The following is an 18,589-nucleotide window of genomic DNA, read 5'->3' on the forward strand; positions in this document are numbered from 1 at the left end:
ATTGCCGGAGAGCCGGCAATCCTACCGGCTGAGCTCGCGGGTCATCTCCTCGATACCGCCGAGCGTCAGCGGGTACATCCGCTGCTCCATCAGACGGTGGAGGACCTGGGCGGACTGGTAGCGCGGCCAGGCCTGCTCCGGCATCGGGTTCAGCCAGGCGCTGCGGCGGAAATGGCCCATCAGGCGCTGCAGCCAGACCTGGCCCGTCTCCTCGTTCCAGTGCTCCACGCTGCCGCCGGGCTGGATGATCTCGTAGGGGCTCATCGCCGCGTCGCCGACGAAGATCAGCTTGTAGTCCGGCCCGTATTTCCGCAGCACCTCCCAGGTCGAGACCTCGCTCTCCCGGCGCCGGCGGTTGTTGGTCCAGAGCCGCTCATAGGGGCAGTTGTGGAAATAGAAGTGCTCGAGGTGCTTGAACTCCGCCCGCGCCGCCGAGAAGAGCTCGGCGCAGACCTGCACGTGGTCATCCATCGACCCGCCGATATCGAGGAAGAGCAGCACCTTCACCGTATTGTGCCGCTCCGGCACCAGCTTCAGGTCGAGCGTGCCGGCATTGTTGGCGGTGGCGCGGATGGTGTCGGGCAGGTCGAGCTCGGTGGCCGCGCCCTGGCGGGCGAAGCGGCGCAGCCGGCGCAGCGCCAGCTTCATGTTGCGGGTGCCGATCTCGATGTCGCCGTCGAGGTCCCTGAACTCCCGCTTGTCCCAGACCTTCACCGCGCGGCGATGGCGCGATTCGTCCTGGCCGATGCGCACACCTTCCGGGTTGTAGCCATAGGCCCCGAAGGGGGAGGTGCCGCCGGTGCCGATCCACTTGCTGCCGCCCTGGTGGCGGCCTTTCTGCTCCGTCAGGCGCTGCTTCAGGGTCTCGATCAGCTTCTCGAAGCCGCCCAGCGCCTCGATCTGCGCCTTCTCCTCCTCGGTCAGCAGCTTCTCGGCGAGCTTGCGCAGCCACTCCTCGGGGATCGCGGCCTCCGCCTGCGGGTCGCCCTCGGGCGGCTCGAGGCCCTTGAAGACCTCGCCGAAGACGCGGTCGAAGCGGTCGAGGTGGCGCTCGTCCTTCACCAGGGTGGCGCGGGAGAGGTGGTAGAAGTCGTCCACGCTGTAGTCGGCCACGCCCTCCCGCATGCCGCGCAGCAGCGTCAGGTATTCCGTGATGCTGGCCGGGATGCCGGCGGTGCGCAGCGCGAGGATGAAGTGGGCGAGCATGGGACCTCTCCCGGGAAGAGCGGGGGGAGAAGGTATTCTCCCCCCGCGCCCCCCTCATCTATTTCTATAAGTCAGCAAAACCCACAGAAAGCGGTGAGTGGGGGTTTAGGGGAGAGAGGTAGCCCTCTCTCCCCCAAGGTCTCAGCGCTGGCGTTGCCGCGACAGGAAGGCCAGCCGCTCGAACAGGTGCACGTCCTGCTCGTTCTTCAGCAGCGCGCCATAGAGCGGCGGGATGGCCGTCTTCGGGTCCTGGCTGCGCAGCACTTCGGGCGGCAGGTCCTCGATCATCAGCAGCTTCAGCCAGTCCAGCAGCTCGCTGGTCGCCGGCTTCTTCTTCAGCTCCGTCACGCCGCGGACCTGGAAGAAGACGTTCAGCGCCTCCCGCGCCAGCTCCTGCTTGATGTCGGGGAAGTGGGCCTGGACGATCTTCTCCATCGTCTCGCGGTCGGGGAAGCGGATGTAGTGGAAGAAGCAGCGGCGCAGGAAGGCGTCCGGCAGCTCCTTCTCGTTGTTCGAGGTGATGATGACGACCGGCCGGTGCTTCGCCACCACCGTCTGCCGCGTCTCGTAGACGAAGAACTGCATGCGATCGAGTTCGAGCAGCAGGTCGTTCGGGAACTCGATATCGGCCTTGTCGATCTCGTCGATGAGCAGGACATGCGGCCTGTCGGCCTCGAAGGCGTCCCAGAGCTTGCCGCGCACGATGTAGTTGCCGATCTCGTGCACCCGCGGATCGCCGAGCTGGCCGTCGCGCAGGCGCGAGACGGCGTCGTATTCATAGAGGCCCTGCTGCGCCTTGGTGGTGGACTTGATGTGCCACTCGATCAGCGGGTAGCCGAGCGCCTTCGCCACCTCATGCGCCAGCACGGTCTTGCCGGTGCCGGGCTCGCCCTTGACCAGCAGGGGGCGCTGCAGCGCGACGGCGGCATTGACCGCGACCTCCAGGTCGCGCGACGCGATGTACTGCTCGGTGCTCCTGAACCCGGCCACGCCAGCCCCCCTCGGGTGTTTCCCGCCAGAGGGTGGCGTCTCACCCGGCTTCGGGCAAGGTGGCGCCTTCTGCCATCCGCCCCGGAGTTGCCGCATGACCGAATCGTCCGCCACCGAAGCCGCCGCCCATCGCTGGTTCGGCCGCCCGGCCCAGGCGCTCGGGCAGGTCGAGCGGGCGGTGCTCTCGGCGACCCGGTCGCGCAACGTCATCAGCCGCAACCTGGAGGACAGCTTCGCCGGCCGGCTCTCCTTCGGGCAGCGGCTGGCCGACCGGGTCGCGGAGTTCGGGGGATCCTGGACCTTCATCATCGGCTTCGGCGTGGTCCTGGCGCTCTGGGCCGGGCTGAACGCCCTGGTGCTGGCCCGGCCCTTCGACCCCTATCCCTTCATCTTCCTCAACCTCATGCTCTCCATGCTGGCGGCGGTGCAGGCGCCGATCATCATGATGAGCCAGAACCGCCAGGCGGCGCGGGACCGGCTGGACGCCGCGCATGACTATGAGGTGAACCTGAAGGCCGAGATCGAGATCATGGCGCTGCACGACAAGCTCGACCGCATGCGCGCCGAGCAGATCGAGGCGCTGCTCGTCCGCCAGCAGGAACAGATCGACCTGTTGACGCGGCTGCTGCAGGAGCGGCGGCCGCCGGGCTGAGGGCGGCCGCCCCGGCGCTCATACCGGCCAGCATAGATGCTGGCCGGTATGGCTTTTCGAGTAGCGCGCAGCCGCCACACCAACCCTGCGCGCGATACCGGCCCGCAGAAGTCAGGAATTCTGCGGGCCGGCATCAGGCCTTGGCGAGGCCGGCGGCCTTCATGGCATCGCCCAGCACCTGGTCGGCCTTGGCCAGTTCCTGCCCGGCGGCGGCCGCATCGGCATAGACCAGGCCGAAGCCGCGGGCATTCATGAAGTCCTGGTACTCCTTGGACTCGTAGACCTTCTTCAGCACCGGCTCGACCGCCGCCTTGACCTCGGCCGGCAAGCCGGCCGGCCCGACAATCACGCGCATGGCGCCGGCGCTGAAGCCGATCCCCATCGCCTCCTGCAGGGTCGGGATGTCGGGGAAGGCGGAGAGCCGCTGCGGCGCCATGACCGCTAGGCTGCGGGCCCGGCCGGCATCCAGCATCGCCCGCGCCTCCGGCACCGAGCAGGTGGTGAAGTCGAGCCCGCCGGCCGCGAGGTCCTGCATGGCCGGCGCCGCGCCGTTGGAGGGCACCCAGCGCACATGGTCCGCCTTCAGCCCCATGGCGTTCAGCCAGCCGGCCAGCGCCAGGTGCCAGATGCCGCCCTGGCCGGTGCCGCTCGCCTTCATCTTGCCGGGCGTGCTGGCCTTGATCGCCTCGGCCAGGTCCTTGACCGTCTTGTAGGGCGAGGAACTGTTCACCTGGATGCCCGGCGGATCGTTGTTCATCAGGCCGAGCGGGGCGAAGTTCTTGTAGGTGACCTCCGTCAGCCCCTGCCAGTGCAGCATGCAGATCTCGGAGGTGATGATCCCGAGCGTGTAGCCATCCGCCGCTGACGTGGCGAGGGCGGTGTGGCCGACCACGCCGGAGCCGCCGGTGCGGTTCACCACGTTGAAGGGCTGGCCGAGTTCCTTCTCGAGCAGCGTGGCGACGATGCGCACCACGGCATCGGTGCCGCCGCCGGCGGCCCAGGGGCAGATCATCTGCACCGGGCGCGACGGCCATTTCGGCTGGGCGAGGGCAGGGGTCGCCAGGGGGGAGACGATCAGCGCGGCGCCGGCGCCCAACAGGCTGCGGCGGGGAAGGGTGGTCATCGGTTCGCGTCCTCCTCTCGCGCCCCTCCCGGCGGGGCGCGTCGTTGCGGAAACAGCTAGCCCGCTGTCTTGCCGGCCGGCAAGCGCCGCCCCTGCATCCGGTTCCAGACCCATACCCCCGCCGGCCAGAGCAGCGCGCCGAAGGTCATCGCCGCCAGCACGCCGGAGACGGGCCGCTCGAAGAAGGGCAGCAGGTCGCCATCGGACTTGATGAGGGAGGTGATGAAGTTCTGCTCCACCATCGTCCCCATGACGATGCCGAGGACGAGGGCCGCGACCGGATAGCCGTTGCGCTCCATGACGAAGCCGAGGCAGCCGAAGACCCCGACCAGCAGCACGGAGAACAGGTTGTTGCCGGTGGCGAAGGCGCCGACGGCGCAGAGCACCAGGATCACCGGCATCACGGCCGCCCGCGGCGCGCGCAGCACGGTGCTGGCGAGGCGGATCATCAGGATGCCGAGCGGGATCATGATGATGTTGGCGAGGATGAAGATGATGTAGAGCGCGTACATCGACGACGCGCGCTCGGTGAAGAGGGTCGGGCCGGGGTTCAGCCCCTTCATGTAGAGCACGCCGATGGCGATCGCCGTGATGGTGTCGCCCGGGATGCCGAAGAGCAGCGAGGGGACCCAGCCGGAGGCCAGCGAGGCGTTGTTGGAGGCGCCGGCCTCCACCAGCCCTTCCGGATGCCCGGTGCCGAACTTCTCCGGCTCCTTCGAGAACCTCTTCGACATGGCGTAGCTGACCCAGGCGGCCATGTCGGCGCCGGCGCCCGGCAGCACGCCGATGATGATGCCGATGATGTTCCCCCGCCACATCGGCCACTGGTACTTCTTGGTCAGCATCCACTGGTTCGCCAGGATGCTGCCGAACTTCCGCCTGGGCAGGGGCGGCGGCTCCGGCGTGATCATCGCCCGCATGACCTCGGAGACCGCGAAGACGCCGACCAGCGCCGGGATCGGCTCGATGCCGCCGAGCAGGTCGGTCAGCCCGAAGGTGAAGCGCGGCGTCCCCGCCGGGTTCTCCATGCCGATGCAGGAGACCAGCAGGCCGAGCAGCATGGAGGCGATGGCCTTGATCGGCGAGGAACGCGCGACCAGCGTCGCGCACATCAGGCCGAGGAAGGCGAGCCAGAAATACTCGAAGGTCGAGAAGGAGAGCGCCATCTCGGCGAGCAGCGGCGCCATCAGGACGAGCGAGAGGGTGCCGACGATGCCGCCGATGGCGCTGAACCAGAGGCCGGCGCCGAGCGCCATCTCCGCCTGGCCCTTGCGGGTCATGGCATAGGCCTCGTCCGTATAGGCGGCGCTCGCGGGCGTGCCGGGGATGCGCAGCAGGCAGCCCGGGATGTCGCCCGAGAAGATCGCCATGGCGCTCGCCGTGATGATGGTGGCGATGGCGGCGATGGGCGAGAGCCAGAAGGTGACCGGCACCAGCAGCGCCGTCGCCATGGTGGCGGAGAGGCCGGGCAGCGAGCCGACGACGAGGCCGTAGATGGCCGAGGCCAGGATGGCCAGGAGGACGTCGGGCGCCGCGACCAGCGCGAAGGCCTGGATCATGTCGTGCATGGCGCGCCTACCACGGGGCCGGGAGCACGCCGGCGGGCAGGGGCACGCGCAGCAGCTTGTAGAAGGCGAGGTGGATGAGCGGCGGCATCGCCAGCGCGAGCGGCACCGCCAGCACCGGCCGGGCGCCGAGCGCGAGGGCGCCGACCAGCACCATGATGGCGGCCGTCAGCAGGAAGCCCAGCGGCTCCGAAGCCAGGACGTAGAAGAGCAGCAGGGCGGGCGGCACCAGCGCCCGCAGCCCGCCGAGTCGCCAGGGACCGGGGCCCGCGGCCTCCTCCTCCGGCACCTCGAAGCTGCTGCCGATGCCGAGGGCGATGAGGCCGCCGCAGAGGACGAGGCCGAAGCCGATGAGCATGGGGAAGGCGGCGGGGCCCACATCCTGGCCGGGCACCGCCGGCAGGCGGGAGCCGCCGAGGGCGGCCGCCCCGCCGAGGGCCACCAGGACCGCGCCGGTCACCCGGTCGGACAAATGCACCGGACTCTCTCCTGAACTGTTTCCTTCCCGGCCAGTCTAGCGGGGTGTGCGCGGCGTCACAGGCCCCCCGGCGCGGATTTGTCGGCGGCGGCCGGACGCGTCATCATCACGTCCAAGCGGCAACGCCGCAGCCGGAGACGTCCCGCATGAGCCGAACCACCGCATGAGCATCGCCTGGCATGGGCTGCTCGACTCCATCGAAGCCACCGAGGCCGGCCTGCAATCCGCCGGCTACATCGCGAGCCGCCCGATCTCGACCGCGCTCTACCTGGCGCACCACCTGCGCAAGCCCATCCTGGTCGAAGGCCCGGCGGGCGTCGGCAAGACGGAACTGGCCAAGGCCGCCGCCGCCTGGCTCGGCCTGCCGCTGATCCGCATGCAGTGCTACGAGGGGCTGGACGAGAGCAAGGCGCTGTACGAGTGGAAGTACGGCAAGCAGCTCCTCTATACCCAGATCCTGAAGGACCGGATGGGCGCCGTGCTGGGCGAGGAGCCCGGGCTGGACGCCGCCATGCGCCGGCTGCACGGCGTCAGCGACCTCTTCTTCTCCGAGGAGTTCCTCGAGCCGCGGCCGCTGCTGCGCGCCCTGCGCGAGCCCGGCGGGGCGGTGCTGCTGGTCGACGAGGTCGACAAGGCCGACCAGGAATTCGAGGCCTTCCTGCTCGAGCTGCTGTCGGACTACCAGGTCAGCATCCCGGAGATCGGCACGGTGCGGGCGGAGGTGGCGCCGATCGTGCTGCTGACCTCGAACTCCATGCGCGACCTGGGCGATGCGCTGAAGCGGCGCTGCCTGCACCTGCATATCGGCCTGCCGGATGCGCGGCTGGAGGCGCGGATCATCGCCAGCCGCGTGCCCGACGCGGCCGAGGACCTGCGGCGGCAGCTCGTCGCCTTCGTGCAGCAGCTCCGCACGCTCGACCTGAAGAAGCTGCCCTCGGTCAGCGAGACCATCGACTGGGCGCGGGTGCTGGTGCTGCTGCATGCGCCGCAGCTCGACCATACCCTGGTGCGGGAGACGCTGAACGTCCTGCTCAAATTCGAGAGCGACATCGAGGCGGTGGCGCCGCAGATCGGCGACCTGCTGCTGAAGGCGAAGCGGGAGGCGGTGCCGATACGCTGATGGAGGGACCGCTCCTCGACTTCTTCCGGGCCGCCCGCGGGGCAGGGATGCGCATCTCCCCGGCCGAGAGCATCGACGCGACCCGCGCCGCGCAGGTGGTGGGGTTCGCGGACCGGGCGGTGCTGAAGGACACGCTCTCCCTCGTCATGGCCAAGACGGTGGAGGAGAAGCGCGCCTTCGCCGAGGTCTTCGACCTCTTCTTCCGGCGCGGCGATTTCGCGTCCGCGCCGGCGGAGGAGGAGGCGGCGGGCGAGAGCCCCGCGCCCCCCGGGCAGTCCGGGGAAGGGGAGGGCGGCCAGGGCCAGGGCGGCGAAGGGGAAGGCCGCGGCGGCGGGGACCTCGCCCGCATGCTGCTCGCCAACGACCAGGCGGCGCTGGCCGCGGCGGTGGAGCGGGCGGCGCAGGAGGCCGGCCTCTCCAACATCGCGCTCTTCACCCAGGTGAACCTCTTCACCCGGCGCATCCTGGAGCGCATGGGGCTGCAGGCGCTGGAGCGGGAGATCGCCCGCGGCGGCGATGCGCGGCTCCGCCAGGGCCGCGACCGGCTGCGCGACCAGGTCCGCGATTTCGTCGAGCAGAACCTGCAGCTCTTCGCCCGCGGCGAGAACGAGGCCTTCCGCGAGCGCATGCTGCAGCAGACGCGCCTCTCGGCCATCGACCGGCGCGACCATGACCGCATGCGCGCCCTGGTGCGCGCCATGGCCCGGCGCCTGGCGACGCAATACGGCCGCAACCGCAAGCGCGACCGCCGCGGCGTGCTGGATGTCCGCCGAACCCTGCGGCGCAACATGGGCTGGGAGGGCATCCCCTTCCATGTCGTCTGGAAGCAGGAGCGGATCGAGAAGCCGAAGCTCGTCGTGCTCTGCGACGTCAGCGGCTCGGTCGCCGCCGTCGCGCAGTTCCTCCTGCTCTTCCTCTATTCGCTGAACGAAGCGCTGTCCGGCCTGCGGTCCTTCGCCTTCTCCGGCAACCTGGTCGATGTCTCCGACATCCTGGAACGCCACCCGATCGAGACGGCGATCCCGGAGGTCATGGCGCGGGCGGGCTTCGGCTCCTCGAACTACGGCATGGCGCTGGCGGATTTCGAGCGGGAGCACATGCCCCTGCTCGACAGCCAGAGCACGGTGATCGTGCTGGGCGATGGCCGCGGCAACCGCACCGACCCGCGCACCGATATCCTCGCGCGCATGGCCGATCGCTCGAAGCAGGTCGTCTGGCTGAACCCGGAGATGCGCACGCTCTGGGGCACGGGCGATTCCGACATGCTCCGCTACGCCCCGCATTGCCGGGTCGCCGCGGTCTGCAACACGCTGCAGCACCTCGAGCGCATCATCGGTGAGCTGCTGCGGGACGGCGGCTGACCCAGGCCGGTCCAGGCCAGGCTCCTGGCCTGGTGGGGGAGCGCGAGGGGACGGCGTCCCCTCGCTAGGCCATCCGCCGACGCGGCGCCTCGATACCCGCGACGTTCCCCTCCGGCTCGAACCGCACCGCATTCGGATGCAGCACCGTCGCCCGGTGTGCCTCCTCGATGCTGCGGATGCCGGCCTGGCCGAAGGTGCTGCGGATCTCCTCCGCGAAGGCGGCCGTCGCGTGGTCGCCGCCGGCCTCGCCGATCGCCGCGACCGAGAGCAGGAAGGCCCGCCCGGCGAAGCAGAAATCCGCCCCCACGGCGAGCGTCCGCAGCACGTCGAGGCCGGAGCGGATCGAGCCGTCGTAGAGGATCTTCGCCCGCCCGCCGACCGCGGCGGCGATGGCCGGCACCGTGTCGATGGAGGCCGGCGCGGCATCGAATTGCCGCCCGCCATGGTTGGAGACCCAGATGCCGTCGACGCCGAGCGCCACGGCACGCTCGGCATCCGCCGGGTGCTGGATGCCCTTCAGCACCAGGGCGCGCGGCCAGACCTCCCGGAAGCGGGCGATGTCGTCCCAGGTGATGCCGGTGGTCATGTTCTGCGTGACGAAGCTGGCGAGCTCGCCGACCGAGGCATTCTCGCCCACGTATTTCCGCATGTTCTCGAAGCGCGGCTGGCCCTTCTGCAGCATCTCCAGCGCCCAGAAGGGCGCGCGGGCGATGTCGAGGATGGTGCGCGGCCGGTAGCGGAAGGGCACGACCAGGCCGTTGCGCACGTCGTGGACGCGCTTCTGCCGCATGGGCACGTCGAGGGTGACGACCAGCGCATGCGCGCCGACGGCCGCCGCCCGCCGGATCAGGTCGATGGAGAGGCGGTGGCCGTCCGCCGGCAGGCCATAGAGCTGGAACCAGAGGCTGTCCGGCGCGATCCGCGCCAGCTCCTCCATCCCGACATTGGCGACGGTGGAGGAGACATAGGGAATGCGTGCCTTCTGCGCCGCCGCCGCCAGGATGGCATCCGCCCGCGGCCAGACCATGCCGACATTGCCCATCGGCGCCACGCCCACCGGCGCGGCATAGTCCCGGCCGAAGAGCGACGTCGCGATGTTCACGCCGGAGAGATCGACGGCGTAGCGCGGCACGATCCGGACCGCGTCCATGGCGGCGCGGTTGTGCGCCACGTTCGGCGCGCCGTCCCCGACGCCGCCGGCCACGAAATCATAGGCGAAGCGCGCCACGCGCCCCTTCGCCCGGCGCTGCAGGTCGTTGAAGGTGGGGAAGCGCCGCCGCAGCCGGCCCGCCGGCGTCTCCGCGGCACCCGCCGCGCCCCAGCCCGCCGGTCGCCCCGTATTGCCCGTGCTGCTGCCGCTCATCCGACCTTCCCCCGTGATTTGGCTCGATTATGCACCCTTGCGGCGGGGCGGAAAGACGGCACGGGCTTGACCGCTCACGCCGACATGACACATCGGACCGTTACGATCCGCGACATTCTGGCCCGAGGCCCGTTCAGGCCAGTCGAACGCCGGGCCAAACCCAGGAGGATGCCCGTTCCATGGCTGACACTGCCTTCATGCGTAAGCCTTGCCTGCGCGGCGCGCTCCTCGCCCTGTCGCTATTGGCGGGCTGCACCACCATCCCCAACCAGCCGGCGAACGGGTGGGCGACGCTGCCGAACGATGCCGTGGTCGGCGCCGGCGATCCGGTGCGCGCGGCCATCATCAATGCCGCCTATGTCTTCCCGACCCCGGCCTCCGTCGCCGGCAAGCCGGACGACGCGGCGCGGGCGGTGGCGAATTACGAGTTCCTGACGGTCGAGATTCCCTATGGCGCGCGCTGGCGCGGCTTCAATCCGAATGTCTCGACCGAATTGCTGACCGGGCAGCAGGAGGTCGCGCAGGCCTTCGGCATCGCGCCGAACGCGCCGACCCAGCAGGTGGTGGACGCCCTCTATGGCGCCTCGCGCGCGCTGCGGGCCGGCGACCAGGCGGCGGCGGAGCGGCTGCTCTCCGGCCCCGCCTTCACCTATGGCGGGCCGGCGACGCTGCAGCGGCTCACGGCCATGCCGCTGATGCCGCGCGCCGCCGCGGCGGCGGCGCTGACGGCGCAGGAGATGGACCGCAACGACCGGCTCGGCTCGCCGCGCGGGGTCGGCGGCGGGGGCGGTGGCGGTGGCGGGTATCGCTGACCCGGCCGTTGCGGGCGGCTATTCCGCCGCCTGCTTCGCCCAGATGCCCATGCGGTTGTAGGGCGCATAGGGCGGGAAGGCGCCGATCGCGGTCATGTCCACTTCGACCAGGCTCGGCCCCGGGGTGGCGACCGCCTTCGCCACCTGCGCCGCCAACTCGCCAGCCGCGGCGACCCGGAAGAAGGGCAGGCCGGCCAGCGCCGCGAGCTTCGGCAGGTCCGGCCCCTGCGGATCGGCGAAATAGAAGCGGCCGTCCTGGAAGGCGCCCTGGATGTGCTTGATGACCCCGTAGCCGCGGTCGTTCATCACCATGATGACCAGCTCCGCGCGTTCCTGCACCGCGGTCCAGAGCTCCTGCAGGTTCACCTGGAAGCCGCCATCGCCGACCATGGCGATGGTCTTCCGCGTCCCACCGGCCATCGCCGCGCCGATGCCGAGAGGCAGGCCAGGCCCGATCGCGGCGCTGACCGGATGCACCGCGTCGCGCGGACCGTAGACGGGGAAGATGCGGTTCCCCCAGGAGGAGTTGCTGATGGTGACGTCGCGCACCCAGAGCGCCTCGCGCGGCAGGGCGGCGCGCAGCGTCGCGGGGAACTCGGCATAGGGGCCGAGCTGGCCTAGGTATTCCGCCACCGCCTCCCGCTTCATGGCGGCGAATTCCTCGGCATAGCCGGCCGCCACCTGCATGCGGCCCTGCAGCCGTTCGGCGAGCGCGGCCATGGTCAGCGCCGCGTCGCCGCAGACGAAGGCGCGGCTGGCATAGCCGCGGCCATCCGCGCGCGGGTCGAGGTCCACGCGCACCAGCGTCTCCGGCAGCTTCAGGGAGAAATCCATGGTCTCGTGCCCGCGCAGCCGCGAGCCGACGACGAGCATGGCGTCCACGCCCCGGTAGAATTCCTGCACGCGCGGGGAGCCGTTGCCGTGCAGCCCGCCGAGGGACATCGGGTGGTCCTCCGGCACGATCCCCCGCCCGTTCCAGGAGGAGACCGCGCCGAAGCCGAGCGCCATGAGGCGCATGGCGGCGGCGCCCGCATCCTTGGCGCCATTGCCGAGCCAGAGCATCGGCCGCTTCGCCCGCGCCAGGATCTCGGCCGCCTCGTCCAGTGCGGCCGCGGCGGGCGGCAGGGGCGGCGGCACGGGCAGGACCAGGCTGTCGAGCGCCGCGGGGCGCTCGATCGCGGTGCGCTGGATGTCGATCGGGATCTCGAGGCTGACCGGCCCGCGCGGCGCGGTCAGGGCGAGCGTCGCGGCCCGGGTCAGCACGCCCAGCGCTTCGGCCGCTGCGCGGATCCGGAACATGCCCTTGCAGACCGCGGCCAGCATCTGCGGCTGGCCCGGCAGGTCGTGCACCGTGCCGAGGTCGCGGTCGAGGAACTTCGTCGGCGTCTGGCCGGTGATGTGCAGCACGGGGGAGCCGGCGAATTGCGCTTCCGCCAGTCCCGGCACGGCATTGGCGGCGCCAGGCCCGGTCGAGGAGAAGAGCACGCCGAGATGGCCGGAGACGCGCGCATAGGCATCCGCCATATGCGCCCCGCCCATCTCGCCGCGGGCCATGACGTAGCGGATGGCGTTGCGCCGCCCGATCCCGTCCAACATCGGGATGTTGTGGACGGAGACGATGCCGAAGCAGGTGGTGACGCCGATGCGCGAGAGGAACTCCGCCACCAGGTCGCCGACGTAATAGGCGCTGTCCGCCATTCGCGTTTTCCTCCCCTCGTGGCCGGGTTCAGATCCCGTTCTTCAGCACCCGCCGGGCGATCGCCATGCGGTGCACCTCGCTCGGCCCCTCATAGATCCGCTGCACGCGCACCTGGCTGGCCATGAGCTGCAGGGGCAGTTCCTTCGTCATGCCCATGGCGCCGAAGGTCTGCATGGCATTGTCCAGCACCTCCTGCGCCATCTCGGTGGCGAAGACCTTCAGCATGGAGGCTTCGGTCCGCACATCCTCGCCGGCGCCGAGCTTCGCCGCGGCGTCGCGCACCATCAGGCGGCAGATATGGATCTTCGTCGCGGCCTCCGCGATCCACCACTGGATCGCCTGCCGGTCGGCGAGCTTCACGCCGAAGGTCACGCGGTTCTTCGCCTGCTCGCACATCATGGCCAGCGCGCGGCGCGCCATGCCGGTGCAGCGCGCCCCCATCTGCAGGCGGCGGACATTGAGCCGGAGCTGCATCGGCGCATAGCCCTGGCCGAGCTCGCCCAGCACCTGGCTCTTCGGCACGCGGCAATCCTCGAAGACCAGCTCGTAGGTCCGCCGGCCGCCGATCATCGGGATCTCGCGATCGATGACGAAGCCGGGCGTGCCGCGCTCGACGATGAAGGCGGTCACGCCCTCCTGCCGCTTGCCCTCGCCGGTGCGGGCCATGAGGATGATGAAGTCGGCGCGCGGCACGCCGCTGACCCAGATCTTGCGTCCGTTGATGACCCAATCGTCGCCGTCCTGCACCGCCCGCGTCGTCATGCCGGCCGGGTCGCCGCCGGCGCCGGGCTCGGAGATGGCGATGGAGGAACGCGCCTCGCCGCGGGCATAGGGGTCGAGGTACTTCTTCCGCTGCTCGGCATTCGCCACCGCCTTCAGCATGTGCAGGTTCGGGCTGTCCGGCGGGAAGAGGAAGGGCGTGACGGTGCGGCCCATCTCCTCCTCGATCGCCATCAGGGCGGCGAGCGGCAGGTCGGCGCCGCCGAACTCCTCCGGCACGTCGAGGCCCCAGAGGCCGAGCTCCTTGCACTTGGCCAGCAGCGGCGCCTCTTCCTCGGGCGTCAGGCCGTAGCGCTGGCCCTCGGCCTCCCGCTTCAGCACGGCGGGCTCGAGCGGCATGAGGTCCCGCTCCACGAACTTGACCACGAGGTCGCGCACCATCCGGTGCTCCTCGGCCAGTCCCGGGATGCCGCCGATATCGAAGCCGTCCATGGCCCGTTTCCCCATCCGTTCACGCTTGGGCGGCAGGATAGACCCGGCCGGCGGGGGGCGAAAAGGTCGCGCCCCGCCCATTGCCTTCCGCGCGGTCAGGCCTCCGCCGGCTGCGGCTGCCGGTGCGCGAAATTGCGCAGGTTCAGCATGCGGCGATGGTCCTCGTAGAGCAGGGGCTCGAAGCGGCAGGGGTTCTCCGCCGAGATGCAGCTCGGCACCGGGCGGATCACCGCGTCGTTGTCCGGCCCGAAGAAGAAGGGGATGGCGTAGCGCATCGCATCGTTCTGGTTCAGCACGCGGTGCGGCGTCGGCGTGAAGCGGCCATTGGAATAGCGCCCGAGCATCTCCGCCGTGTTCACCACGAAGGTGCCCGGGATGGCCGGCGGCCGGATCCAGTCGCCCTCGGCCGTCCGCACCTCGAGGCCCGGCAGCGCCGACTGCGCGAGGAAGGTGAGCAGGTTCGTATCGATATGCGGCGCGAAGCCGAAGCGGCCCGCCTCCGGCGCCGGCTGCGGCTGGTAGCGGATCAGCCGCAGCGTGCAGGTCGGGTCTCGGAAGTCCCGTGCCAGATGGTCGGGCGGCATGCCGAGCGCCATGGAAACCGCCGGCAGCAGCCGCTGCGCCAGCGCCTCCATGGCGGTGAAATAGGCCAGCGTCGCCTCCCGGAAGCCCGGCAGGTGCGGCGGCCAACGGTTCGGCGCGACGAAGGGGCGCTTCTCCAGGATGGCCGGATGGTCCGGCGGGTAGTCGCGGATGATGTAGAAGCTCTCGTTCAGGTTCGGCTGCTTCACCTCGGCGACCTTCGAGGTGCGGATGACCTGCGCCCCGGTCGGCAGGTAGCCGATGTTGTACTCGCCGATCCTGAGGGCGAGCTTGTCTTCCTCCGGCAGGGCGAAGAAGCGCGCCGCGGCCTCGAAGCAGGCGGCGGGCAGGGCGGGGTCGATGCCATGGCCGGCGATGACGAGGAAGCCGGTATCCTCGCAGGTGCGGGCGATGCGCGCGGCCAGGTCCTCGGCGGCGCCGGGCGCCCCGGCCCGGGCGGGGCCGATGTCGAGGACGGGGATGCGGCCTTCGGCGAGGCTCATGGTCTGTCTCCGCGCTGCGTCCCACGGAGTGCAGCATGGGTCGCGCATCGGCGCCACTCCGCGGCGGGCCTGGCGGGGACGGGCGCTATCCGGCCAGGATCAGCCGGGCCAGCGCCTCCGGCTCGCTCAGCATCGGGTAGTGGCCGGTGTCCAGCTCCTGCCAGTCGGCCTCCAGCGCCTCGGCCAGCCGGCGCTGGTGCGCGCGGGGCGGGTTGGCGCTGCGGCGGCACCAGACGACGCGCGCATCCCAGGCCCTGGACCAGAAGGCGGGCAGCACGACCGGCGCGGTCATGGGGGCGATCGGGTGCTGGGTGATGCGCGCCACTGCCCAGGCGCGGGTTTCGGCATCGAGCTCGGCGAAGAGCCGCCCCTCCGCATCCGCCCGGCTGGGGCCGCTGGTCAGCGCCGTGTTCACCGCCGTCGGGCGGGCGACGATGTCGGGCAGCGCCTCGCCATGGCGCAGTGCGAGCGCATCGGCGAAGACCAGGCGCTGCAGCCGCTGCGGCGCCAGCTCCGCCAGCCGGCAGAGCACCATGCCGCCGGTCGAGGTGCCGACGGCCACCACCTCCTGCCAATCCTCGAGGAAGAGCAGGGAGGCGAGCTCCGCCGCCTGGCTCTCGGTGGTGATGCCGGGGCGGACGGCATGCGCCCGCTCCCCGCAGCCGTCCAGGCTCGGCGCCAGCACCTCGTGCCCCGCGGCGCGCAATTGCGCCGCGACGCGCGTCCAGATCCAGCCGCCCTGGTAGGCGCCGTGGATGAGCAGGATCCTTGCCATGCCCGTTCCCTCCCGTCCTTTCCGGGCATGATGCCCCGCGCGCATTCCGGTTGACAGGCCCGGCGCTGGCCGCAAGCTGGCGGCCAAGAGACGGAGGACGTTCCATGGCCGATCTGGACCTGGTGATCCGCGGCGGGACCGTGGTGGATGGCAGCGGGGCCAGGCCCTTCGAGGCCGATGTGGCGATCGCCGGCGGCAGGATCCTGCAGGTCGGCCGGGTCGCCGGCCGCGGCGCGGAGGAGATCGACGCCCGCGGCAAGCTCGTCACGCCCGGCTTCGTCGATATCCACACCCATTACGACGCCCAGGCGACCTGGAGCAGCCGCATCGACAGCAGCAGCTACAACGGCGTCACCACGGCGCTGATCGGCAATTGCGGCGTCGGCTTCGCCCCCTGCCTGCCGGAGCGGCGCGACGCCCTGGTCAAGCTGATGGAGGGCGTGGAGGACCTGCCGGAGGTCGTGCTGACCGAGGGCCTGCCCTGGACCTGGCAGAGCTTCCCCGAGTTCATGGACGTCCTCGGCGCCCGTCGCTGGGACATGGACATCGCCGCCCAGGTCACCCATGCGCCGCTGCGCATCCACGTGATGGGCGAGCGCGCGGAAGCCCATGCGGAAGCGACCGAGGCCGAGGTCGCCGAGATGGCGCGCCTGGCCGCCGAGGGCATCCGCGCCGGCGCGCTGGGCTTCTCCACCTCCCGCGCCATCGCCCATCGCACGCTGGATGGCCGGCACACGCCGACGCTCGGCACGCCCGAGGCGGAGCTCGAGGCGATCGGCCGCGCGGTCGGCGCCGCGGGCGCGAGCTGGCTGCAGGTGATCTCCGACTTCGATGACCCGGAGGACGAGTTCGCCCGGCTGCAGCGGATCTGTGCCGCCTCCGGTCGTCCCATGACCTTCTCCCTGCTGCAGCGGGAGAGCCGGCCCTGGCTCTGGCGCTTCCTGCTGGAGAAGATCGAGGCGGCGAACCGCGAGGGCGCGCAGATGACCGGTCAGGTCATGGCGCGGCCGGTCGGGCTGATGTTCGGCTTCGAGCTGTCGCAGCACCCCTTCGTCGCGCGCCCCTCCTGGCAGAAGATCGCGCATCTGCCCTTCGACGCCAGGATGCAGGCGCTGCGCGACCCGGCGCTGAAATCCGCGCTGCTCTCGGAGGAGATCGCCGACCCGATGCTGCGGGCGCGGCTGAACACCTGGGACATGATCTTCCCGCTGGGCGACCCGCCGGACTACGAGCCGCGGCCGGAAACCAGCCTTGGCGTCGTCGCGGCGCGGCGCGGCGTGGCGCCGGCGGAACTCGCCTGGGAGTGGCTGATGGAGCGGGGCGGCAAGGCCATCCTCAACCGCCCCATCATCAACTACGCCGATGGCGACCTGGAGGCGGTGCGGGCGATGGTCGAGCATCCGCAGACGCTGATGGGCCTCGGCGACGGTGGCGCGCATGTCGGCATCATCTGCGATGCCTCCTCGACCACCCACATGCTCTCCTACTGGACCCGCGACCGCAGGCGCGGGCCGAGGCTGCCGCTGGAATTCGCGGTGAAGCGCCTGACGCGGGACAATGCGCTGGCGCTCGGCCTCGGCGATCGCGGCCTGGTGGCGGCGGGGAAGAAGGCGGACCTCAACGTCATCGACTACGACCGGCTGCAGGTGCGCGTGCCCGTCATGCAGTACGACCTGCCGGCGGGCGGCAAGCGGCTGGTGCAGAAGGCGGACGGCTATGTCGCCACCATCCTCGGCGGCGCGGTGACCTACCGCGACGGTGAGCCGACCGGCGCGCTGCCCGGCCGGCTGGTGCGCGGGGCGCAGCGCTGAGCGGGCGAATCGGCTAGCCTCTCCTCACGCAGCAGAGGAGAGGTGGCGATGCAGCTCGATACGGACCGATTCCTGCAGGACCTGGACGCGCTTCGGACCATCGGGACCTACAGGACCGGCGTGCATCGCCCGACCTTCTCGCCGCAGGACATGGAAAGCCGGCACTGGCTGGCCCGGCGGATGGAGGAGGCGGGGCTGGATGCCACGATCGACGGCATCGGCAACGTCTTCGGCCGCCACCGCGGCCGCGGCCCGCACCTGCTGGCCGGCAGCCATATCGAGACACAGAACCATGCCGGCTGGCTCGACGGCGCGCTGGGCGTCATCGGCGCCCTGGCGCTGGCCCGCGCCGGCCTGCCGGTGGATGTCTGCGCCTATGCCGACGAGGAAGGGCATTGGGGCGACTTCCTCGGCAGCCGCAGCCTGGTCGGCGACCTGACCGAGGCCGATCTCGATGCCGCCCGCAACCGCACCACCGGCGCGCCGCTGCGCCCGGCGCTGGCGGAGGCGGGCCTCGCGGGTCGCCCGCGTCTGGCGCTGGAGGAGGGCCGCCACAAGGGTGCGCTCGAGATGCATATCGAGCAGGGCACGCAGCTCGAGACCGGCGGCCTGCGCATCGGCGTCGTCACCGGCATCGTCGGCATCCGGCAATGGCGCATCGTGATCGAGGGGCAGCAGGACCATACCGGCGGCACCACGATGCGGGAGAGGCGCGATGCCGGCCTCGCCGCGGTGCGCCTGCTGGCAGCGATCGACGCGGAGTTCCCCAAGGTCTGCGCCGAGCGCAGCGTCTGGACCACCGGCCGCATCCTGCTGGAGCCGAACCTGCCGATGATCATCCCGGGCCGGGCGGAGCTGGTCTTCTCCTTCCGCGACCTCTCGGTCGAGGTCATGGACCGCATGGAGGCCTGCCTGCATGCCCTGGTGCGGGAGAGCAACCGGCGGGAGCGCTGCCCGGCGCGGCTGGAGGCGATCGGCCGCTCCGAGCCCGCGCCCTGCGACCCGGCGATCCAGGCGGCGCTGCGGGGCGCGGCCGAGGCGCTGTGCCCCGGCGCCTGGCAGGAGATGCCGAGCGGCGCCATCCATGACAGCCAGGTCCTGGCGCGGAAGCTGCCGGTCGGGATGCTCTTCGTTCCCTCCATCGGCGGCATCAGTCACCACTGGAGCGAGGACACGAAGCGGGAGGATCTGGAACTCGGGATGCGGGTGCTGGCCGAAGGGGCGCGGCGGTTCCTCCAGGCCTGAACCGGAAACGGGGGACGCCGCCCCCGTCCTGCCTGCTGCGATGGCGAGGTCCAAGCAAACCCCTTGGGATTTGCGCTGCAACAACATCCTGA

At 70.9% G+C, this 18,589-nt stretch carries 16 protein-coding genes; 6 read left to right on the plus strand and 10 right to left on the minus strand.

What is annotated here, in order from left to right:
• Positions 1–21 precede the first annotated feature (21 nt).
• Together Q7A36_RS03960 and Q7A36_RS03965 are read right to left on the minus strand one after the other, a co-directional pair.
• Positions 22–1,206, minus strand: a complete 1,185-nt coding sequence (locus Q7A36_RS03960; RefSeq protein ID WP_305102359.1) for a vWA domain-containing protein — start codon at positions 1,204–1,206, stop codon at positions 22–24.
• 141 nt (positions 1,207–1,347) lie between these two features.
• On the minus strand, positions 1,348–2,196 hold the full coding sequence (locus tag Q7A36_RS03965) for an AAA family ATPase (RefSeq protein WP_305102360.1): 849 nt from the start codon (positions 2,194–2,196) through the stop codon (positions 1,348–1,350).
• A gap of 94 nt (positions 2,197–2,290) precedes the next feature.
• On the opposite strand from Q7A36_RS03965, the gene Q7A36_RS03970 reads away from it, so the two are divergent.
• Positions 2,291–2,848, plus strand: a complete 558-nt coding sequence (locus Q7A36_RS03970) for a DUF1003 domain-containing protein (RefSeq protein WP_305102361.1) — start codon at positions 2,291–2,293, stop codon at positions 2,846–2,848.
• Between the two features lie 133 nt (positions 2,849–2,981).
• Here the strand turns inward: Q7A36_RS03970 and Q7A36_RS03975 are convergent, their stop codons facing one another.
• From Q7A36_RS03975 to Q7A36_RS03985, 3 genes are read right to left on the minus strand one after another with little or no spacing between them, the layout of a single operon-like run.
• Positions 2,982–3,971 (minus strand): Bug family tripartite tricarboxylate transporter substrate binding protein, encoded by a 990-nt coding sequence (locus tag Q7A36_RS03975; protein WP_305102362.1) that lies wholly within the window; start codon positions 3,969–3,971, stop codon positions 2,982–2,984.
• 56 nt (positions 3,972–4,027) lie between these two features.
• A complete protein-coding gene (locus Q7A36_RS03980; RefSeq protein WP_305102363.1) occupies positions 4,028–5,539 on the minus strand; it encodes a tripartite tricarboxylate transporter permease in 1,512 nt (503 codons plus the stop codon).
• A gap of 7 nt (positions 5,540–5,546) precedes the next feature.
• Complete coding sequence (locus tag Q7A36_RS03985) at positions 5,547–6,014, minus strand: tripartite tricarboxylate transporter TctB family protein (protein ID WP_305102364.1); 468 nt, start codon at positions 6,012–6,014, stop codon at positions 5,547–5,549.
• A gap of 163 nt (positions 6,015–6,177) precedes the next feature.
• On the opposite strand from Q7A36_RS03985, the gene Q7A36_RS03990 reads away from it, so the two are divergent.
• Positions 6,178–7,134 carry an AAA family ATPase gene (locus Q7A36_RS03990; RefSeq protein WP_305102365.1) on the plus strand — a complete coding sequence of 319 codons (957 nt, stop codon included), beginning with the start codon at positions 6,178–6,180 and terminating at the stop codon, positions 7,132–7,134.
• Complete coding sequence (locus Q7A36_RS03995; protein ID WP_305102366.1) at positions 7,134–8,495, plus strand: VWA domain-containing protein; 1,362 nt, start codon at positions 7,134–7,136, stop codon at positions 8,493–8,495. Before Q7A36_RS03990 ends, Q7A36_RS03995 begins: the two co-directional genes overlap by 1 nt.
• Before the next feature lie 64 nt (positions 8,496–8,559).
• On the opposite strand, the gene Q7A36_RS04000 is transcribed toward Q7A36_RS03995, so the two are convergent.
• Positions 8,560–9,858: an alpha-hydroxy acid oxidase gene (locus tag Q7A36_RS04000; RefSeq protein WP_305102367.1), complete on the minus strand. Its 1,299-nt coding sequence runs from the start codon at positions 9,856–9,858 to the stop codon at positions 8,560–8,562.
• Between the two features lie 179 nt (positions 9,859–10,037).
• Here Q7A36_RS04000 and Q7A36_RS04005 point away from each other — a divergent pair, with 179 nt between their 5' ends.
• The gene (locus Q7A36_RS04005; protein ID WP_305102368.1) at positions 10,038–10,670 is read left to right on the plus strand and encodes a hypothetical protein; all 633 of its coding nucleotides are present in this window, start codon (positions 10,038–10,040) and stop codon (positions 10,668–10,670) included.
• A gap of 18 nt (positions 10,671–10,688) precedes the next feature.
• Here the strand turns inward: Q7A36_RS04005 and Q7A36_RS04010 are convergent, their stop codons facing one another.
• The 4 genes from Q7A36_RS04010 to Q7A36_RS04025 form a co-directional block, all read right to left on the minus strand.
• The gene (locus tag Q7A36_RS04010; RefSeq protein WP_305102369.1) at positions 10,689–12,368 is read right to left on the minus strand and encodes a thiamine pyrophosphate-binding protein; all 1,680 of its coding nucleotides are present in this window, start codon (positions 12,366–12,368) and stop codon (positions 10,689–10,691) included.
• 28 nt (positions 12,369–12,396) lie between these two features.
• Positions 12,397–13,581, minus strand: coding sequence for an acyl-CoA dehydrogenase family protein (locus tag Q7A36_RS04015; RefSeq protein ID WP_305102370.1), 1,185 nt, complete (start codon positions 13,579–13,581; stop codon positions 12,397–12,399).
• A 95-nt stretch (positions 13,582–13,676) separates the two neighbouring features.
• Positions 13,677–14,666 carry an isopenicillin N synthase family dioxygenase gene (locus Q7A36_RS04020; protein ID WP_305102371.1) on the minus strand — a complete coding sequence of 330 codons (990 nt, stop codon included), beginning with the start codon at positions 14,664–14,666 and terminating at the stop codon, positions 13,677–13,679.
• A gap of 85 nt (positions 14,667–14,751) precedes the next feature.
• Positions 14,752–15,441 carry an alpha/beta fold hydrolase gene (locus tag Q7A36_RS04025; protein WP_305102372.1) on the minus strand — a complete coding sequence of 230 codons (690 nt, stop codon included), beginning with the start codon at positions 15,439–15,441 and terminating at the stop codon, positions 14,752–14,754.
• 104 nt (positions 15,442–15,545) lie between these two features.
• On the opposite strand from Q7A36_RS04025, the gene Q7A36_RS04030 reads away from it, so the two are divergent.
• Both Q7A36_RS04030 and Q7A36_RS04035 read left to right on the plus strand, forming a co-directional pair.
• Positions 15,546–17,252 (plus strand): N-acyl-D-amino-acid deacylase family protein, encoded by a 1,707-nt coding sequence (locus tag Q7A36_RS04030; RefSeq protein WP_305102373.1) that lies wholly within the window; start codon positions 15,546–15,548, stop codon positions 17,250–17,252.
• A gap of 48 nt (positions 17,253–17,300) precedes the next feature.
• Complete coding sequence (locus tag Q7A36_RS04035) at positions 17,301–18,497, plus strand: Zn-dependent hydrolase (protein WP_305102374.1); 1,197 nt, start codon at positions 17,301–17,303, stop codon at positions 18,495–18,497.
• Positions 18,498–18,589 lie beyond the last annotated feature (92 nt).

The sequence above is a fragment of the Paracraurococcus lichenis genome, from assembly GCF_030657435.1.
GTDB lineage: Bacteria > Pseudomonadota > Alphaproteobacteria > Acetobacterales > Acetobacteraceae > Paracraurococcus > Paracraurococcus lichenis.

Bases quoted from the DNA above. Each gene is read 5' to 3' on its own strand.
- Q7A36_RS03960 (WP_305102359.1), bottom strand. From the start codon at position 1,206: ATGCTCGCCCACTTCATCCTCGCGCTGCGCACCGCCGGCATCCCGGCC.
- Q7A36_RS04020 (WP_305102371.1), bottom strand. From the start codon at position 14,666: ATGAGCCTCGCCGAAGGCCGCATCCCCGTCCTCGACATCGGCCCCGCC.
- Q7A36_RS03970 (WP_305102361.1), top strand. From the start codon at position 2,291: ATGACCGAATCGTCCGCCACCGAAGCCGCCGCCCATCGCTGGTTCGGC.
- Q7A36_RS04000 (WP_305102367.1), bottom strand. From the start codon at position 9,858: ATGAGCGGCAGCAGCACGGGCAATACGGGGCGACCGGCGGGCTGGGGC.
- Q7A36_RS03990 (WP_305102365.1), top strand. From the start codon at position 6,178: ATGAGCATCGCCTGGCATGGGCTGCTCGACTCCATCGAAGCCACCGAG.
- Q7A36_RS04015 (WP_305102370.1), bottom strand. From the start codon at position 13,581: ATGGACGGCTTCGATATCGGCGGCATCCCGGGACTGGCCGAGGAGCAC.
- Q7A36_RS04035 (WP_305102374.1), top strand. From the start codon at position 17,301: ATGCAGCTCGATACGGACCGATTCCTGCAGGACCTGGACGCGCTTCGG.
- Q7A36_RS04010 (WP_305102369.1), bottom strand. From the start codon at position 12,368: ATGGCGGACAGCGCCTATTACGTCGGCGACCTGGTGGCGGAGTTCCTC.
- Q7A36_RS03980 (WP_305102363.1), bottom strand. From the start codon at position 5,539: ATGCACGACATGATCCAGGCCTTCGCGCTGGTCGCGGCGCCCGACGTC.
- Q7A36_RS04005 (WP_305102368.1), top strand. From the start codon at position 10,038: ATGGCTGACACTGCCTTCATGCGTAAGCCTTGCCTGCGCGGCGCGCTC.
- Q7A36_RS03995 (WP_305102366.1), top strand. From the start codon at position 7,134: ATGGAGGGACCGCTCCTCGACTTCTTCCGGGCCGCCCGCGGGGCAGGG.
- Q7A36_RS03975 (WP_305102362.1), bottom strand. From the start codon at position 3,971: ATGACCACCCTTCCCCGCCGCAGCCTGTTGGGCGCCGGCGCCGCGCTG.
- Q7A36_RS04030 (WP_305102373.1), top strand. From the start codon at position 15,546: ATGGCCGATCTGGACCTGGTGATCCGCGGCGGGACCGTGGTGGATGGC.
- Q7A36_RS04025 (WP_305102372.1), bottom strand. From the start codon at position 15,441: ATGGCAAGGATCCTGCTCATCCACGGCGCCTACCAGGGCGGCTGGATC.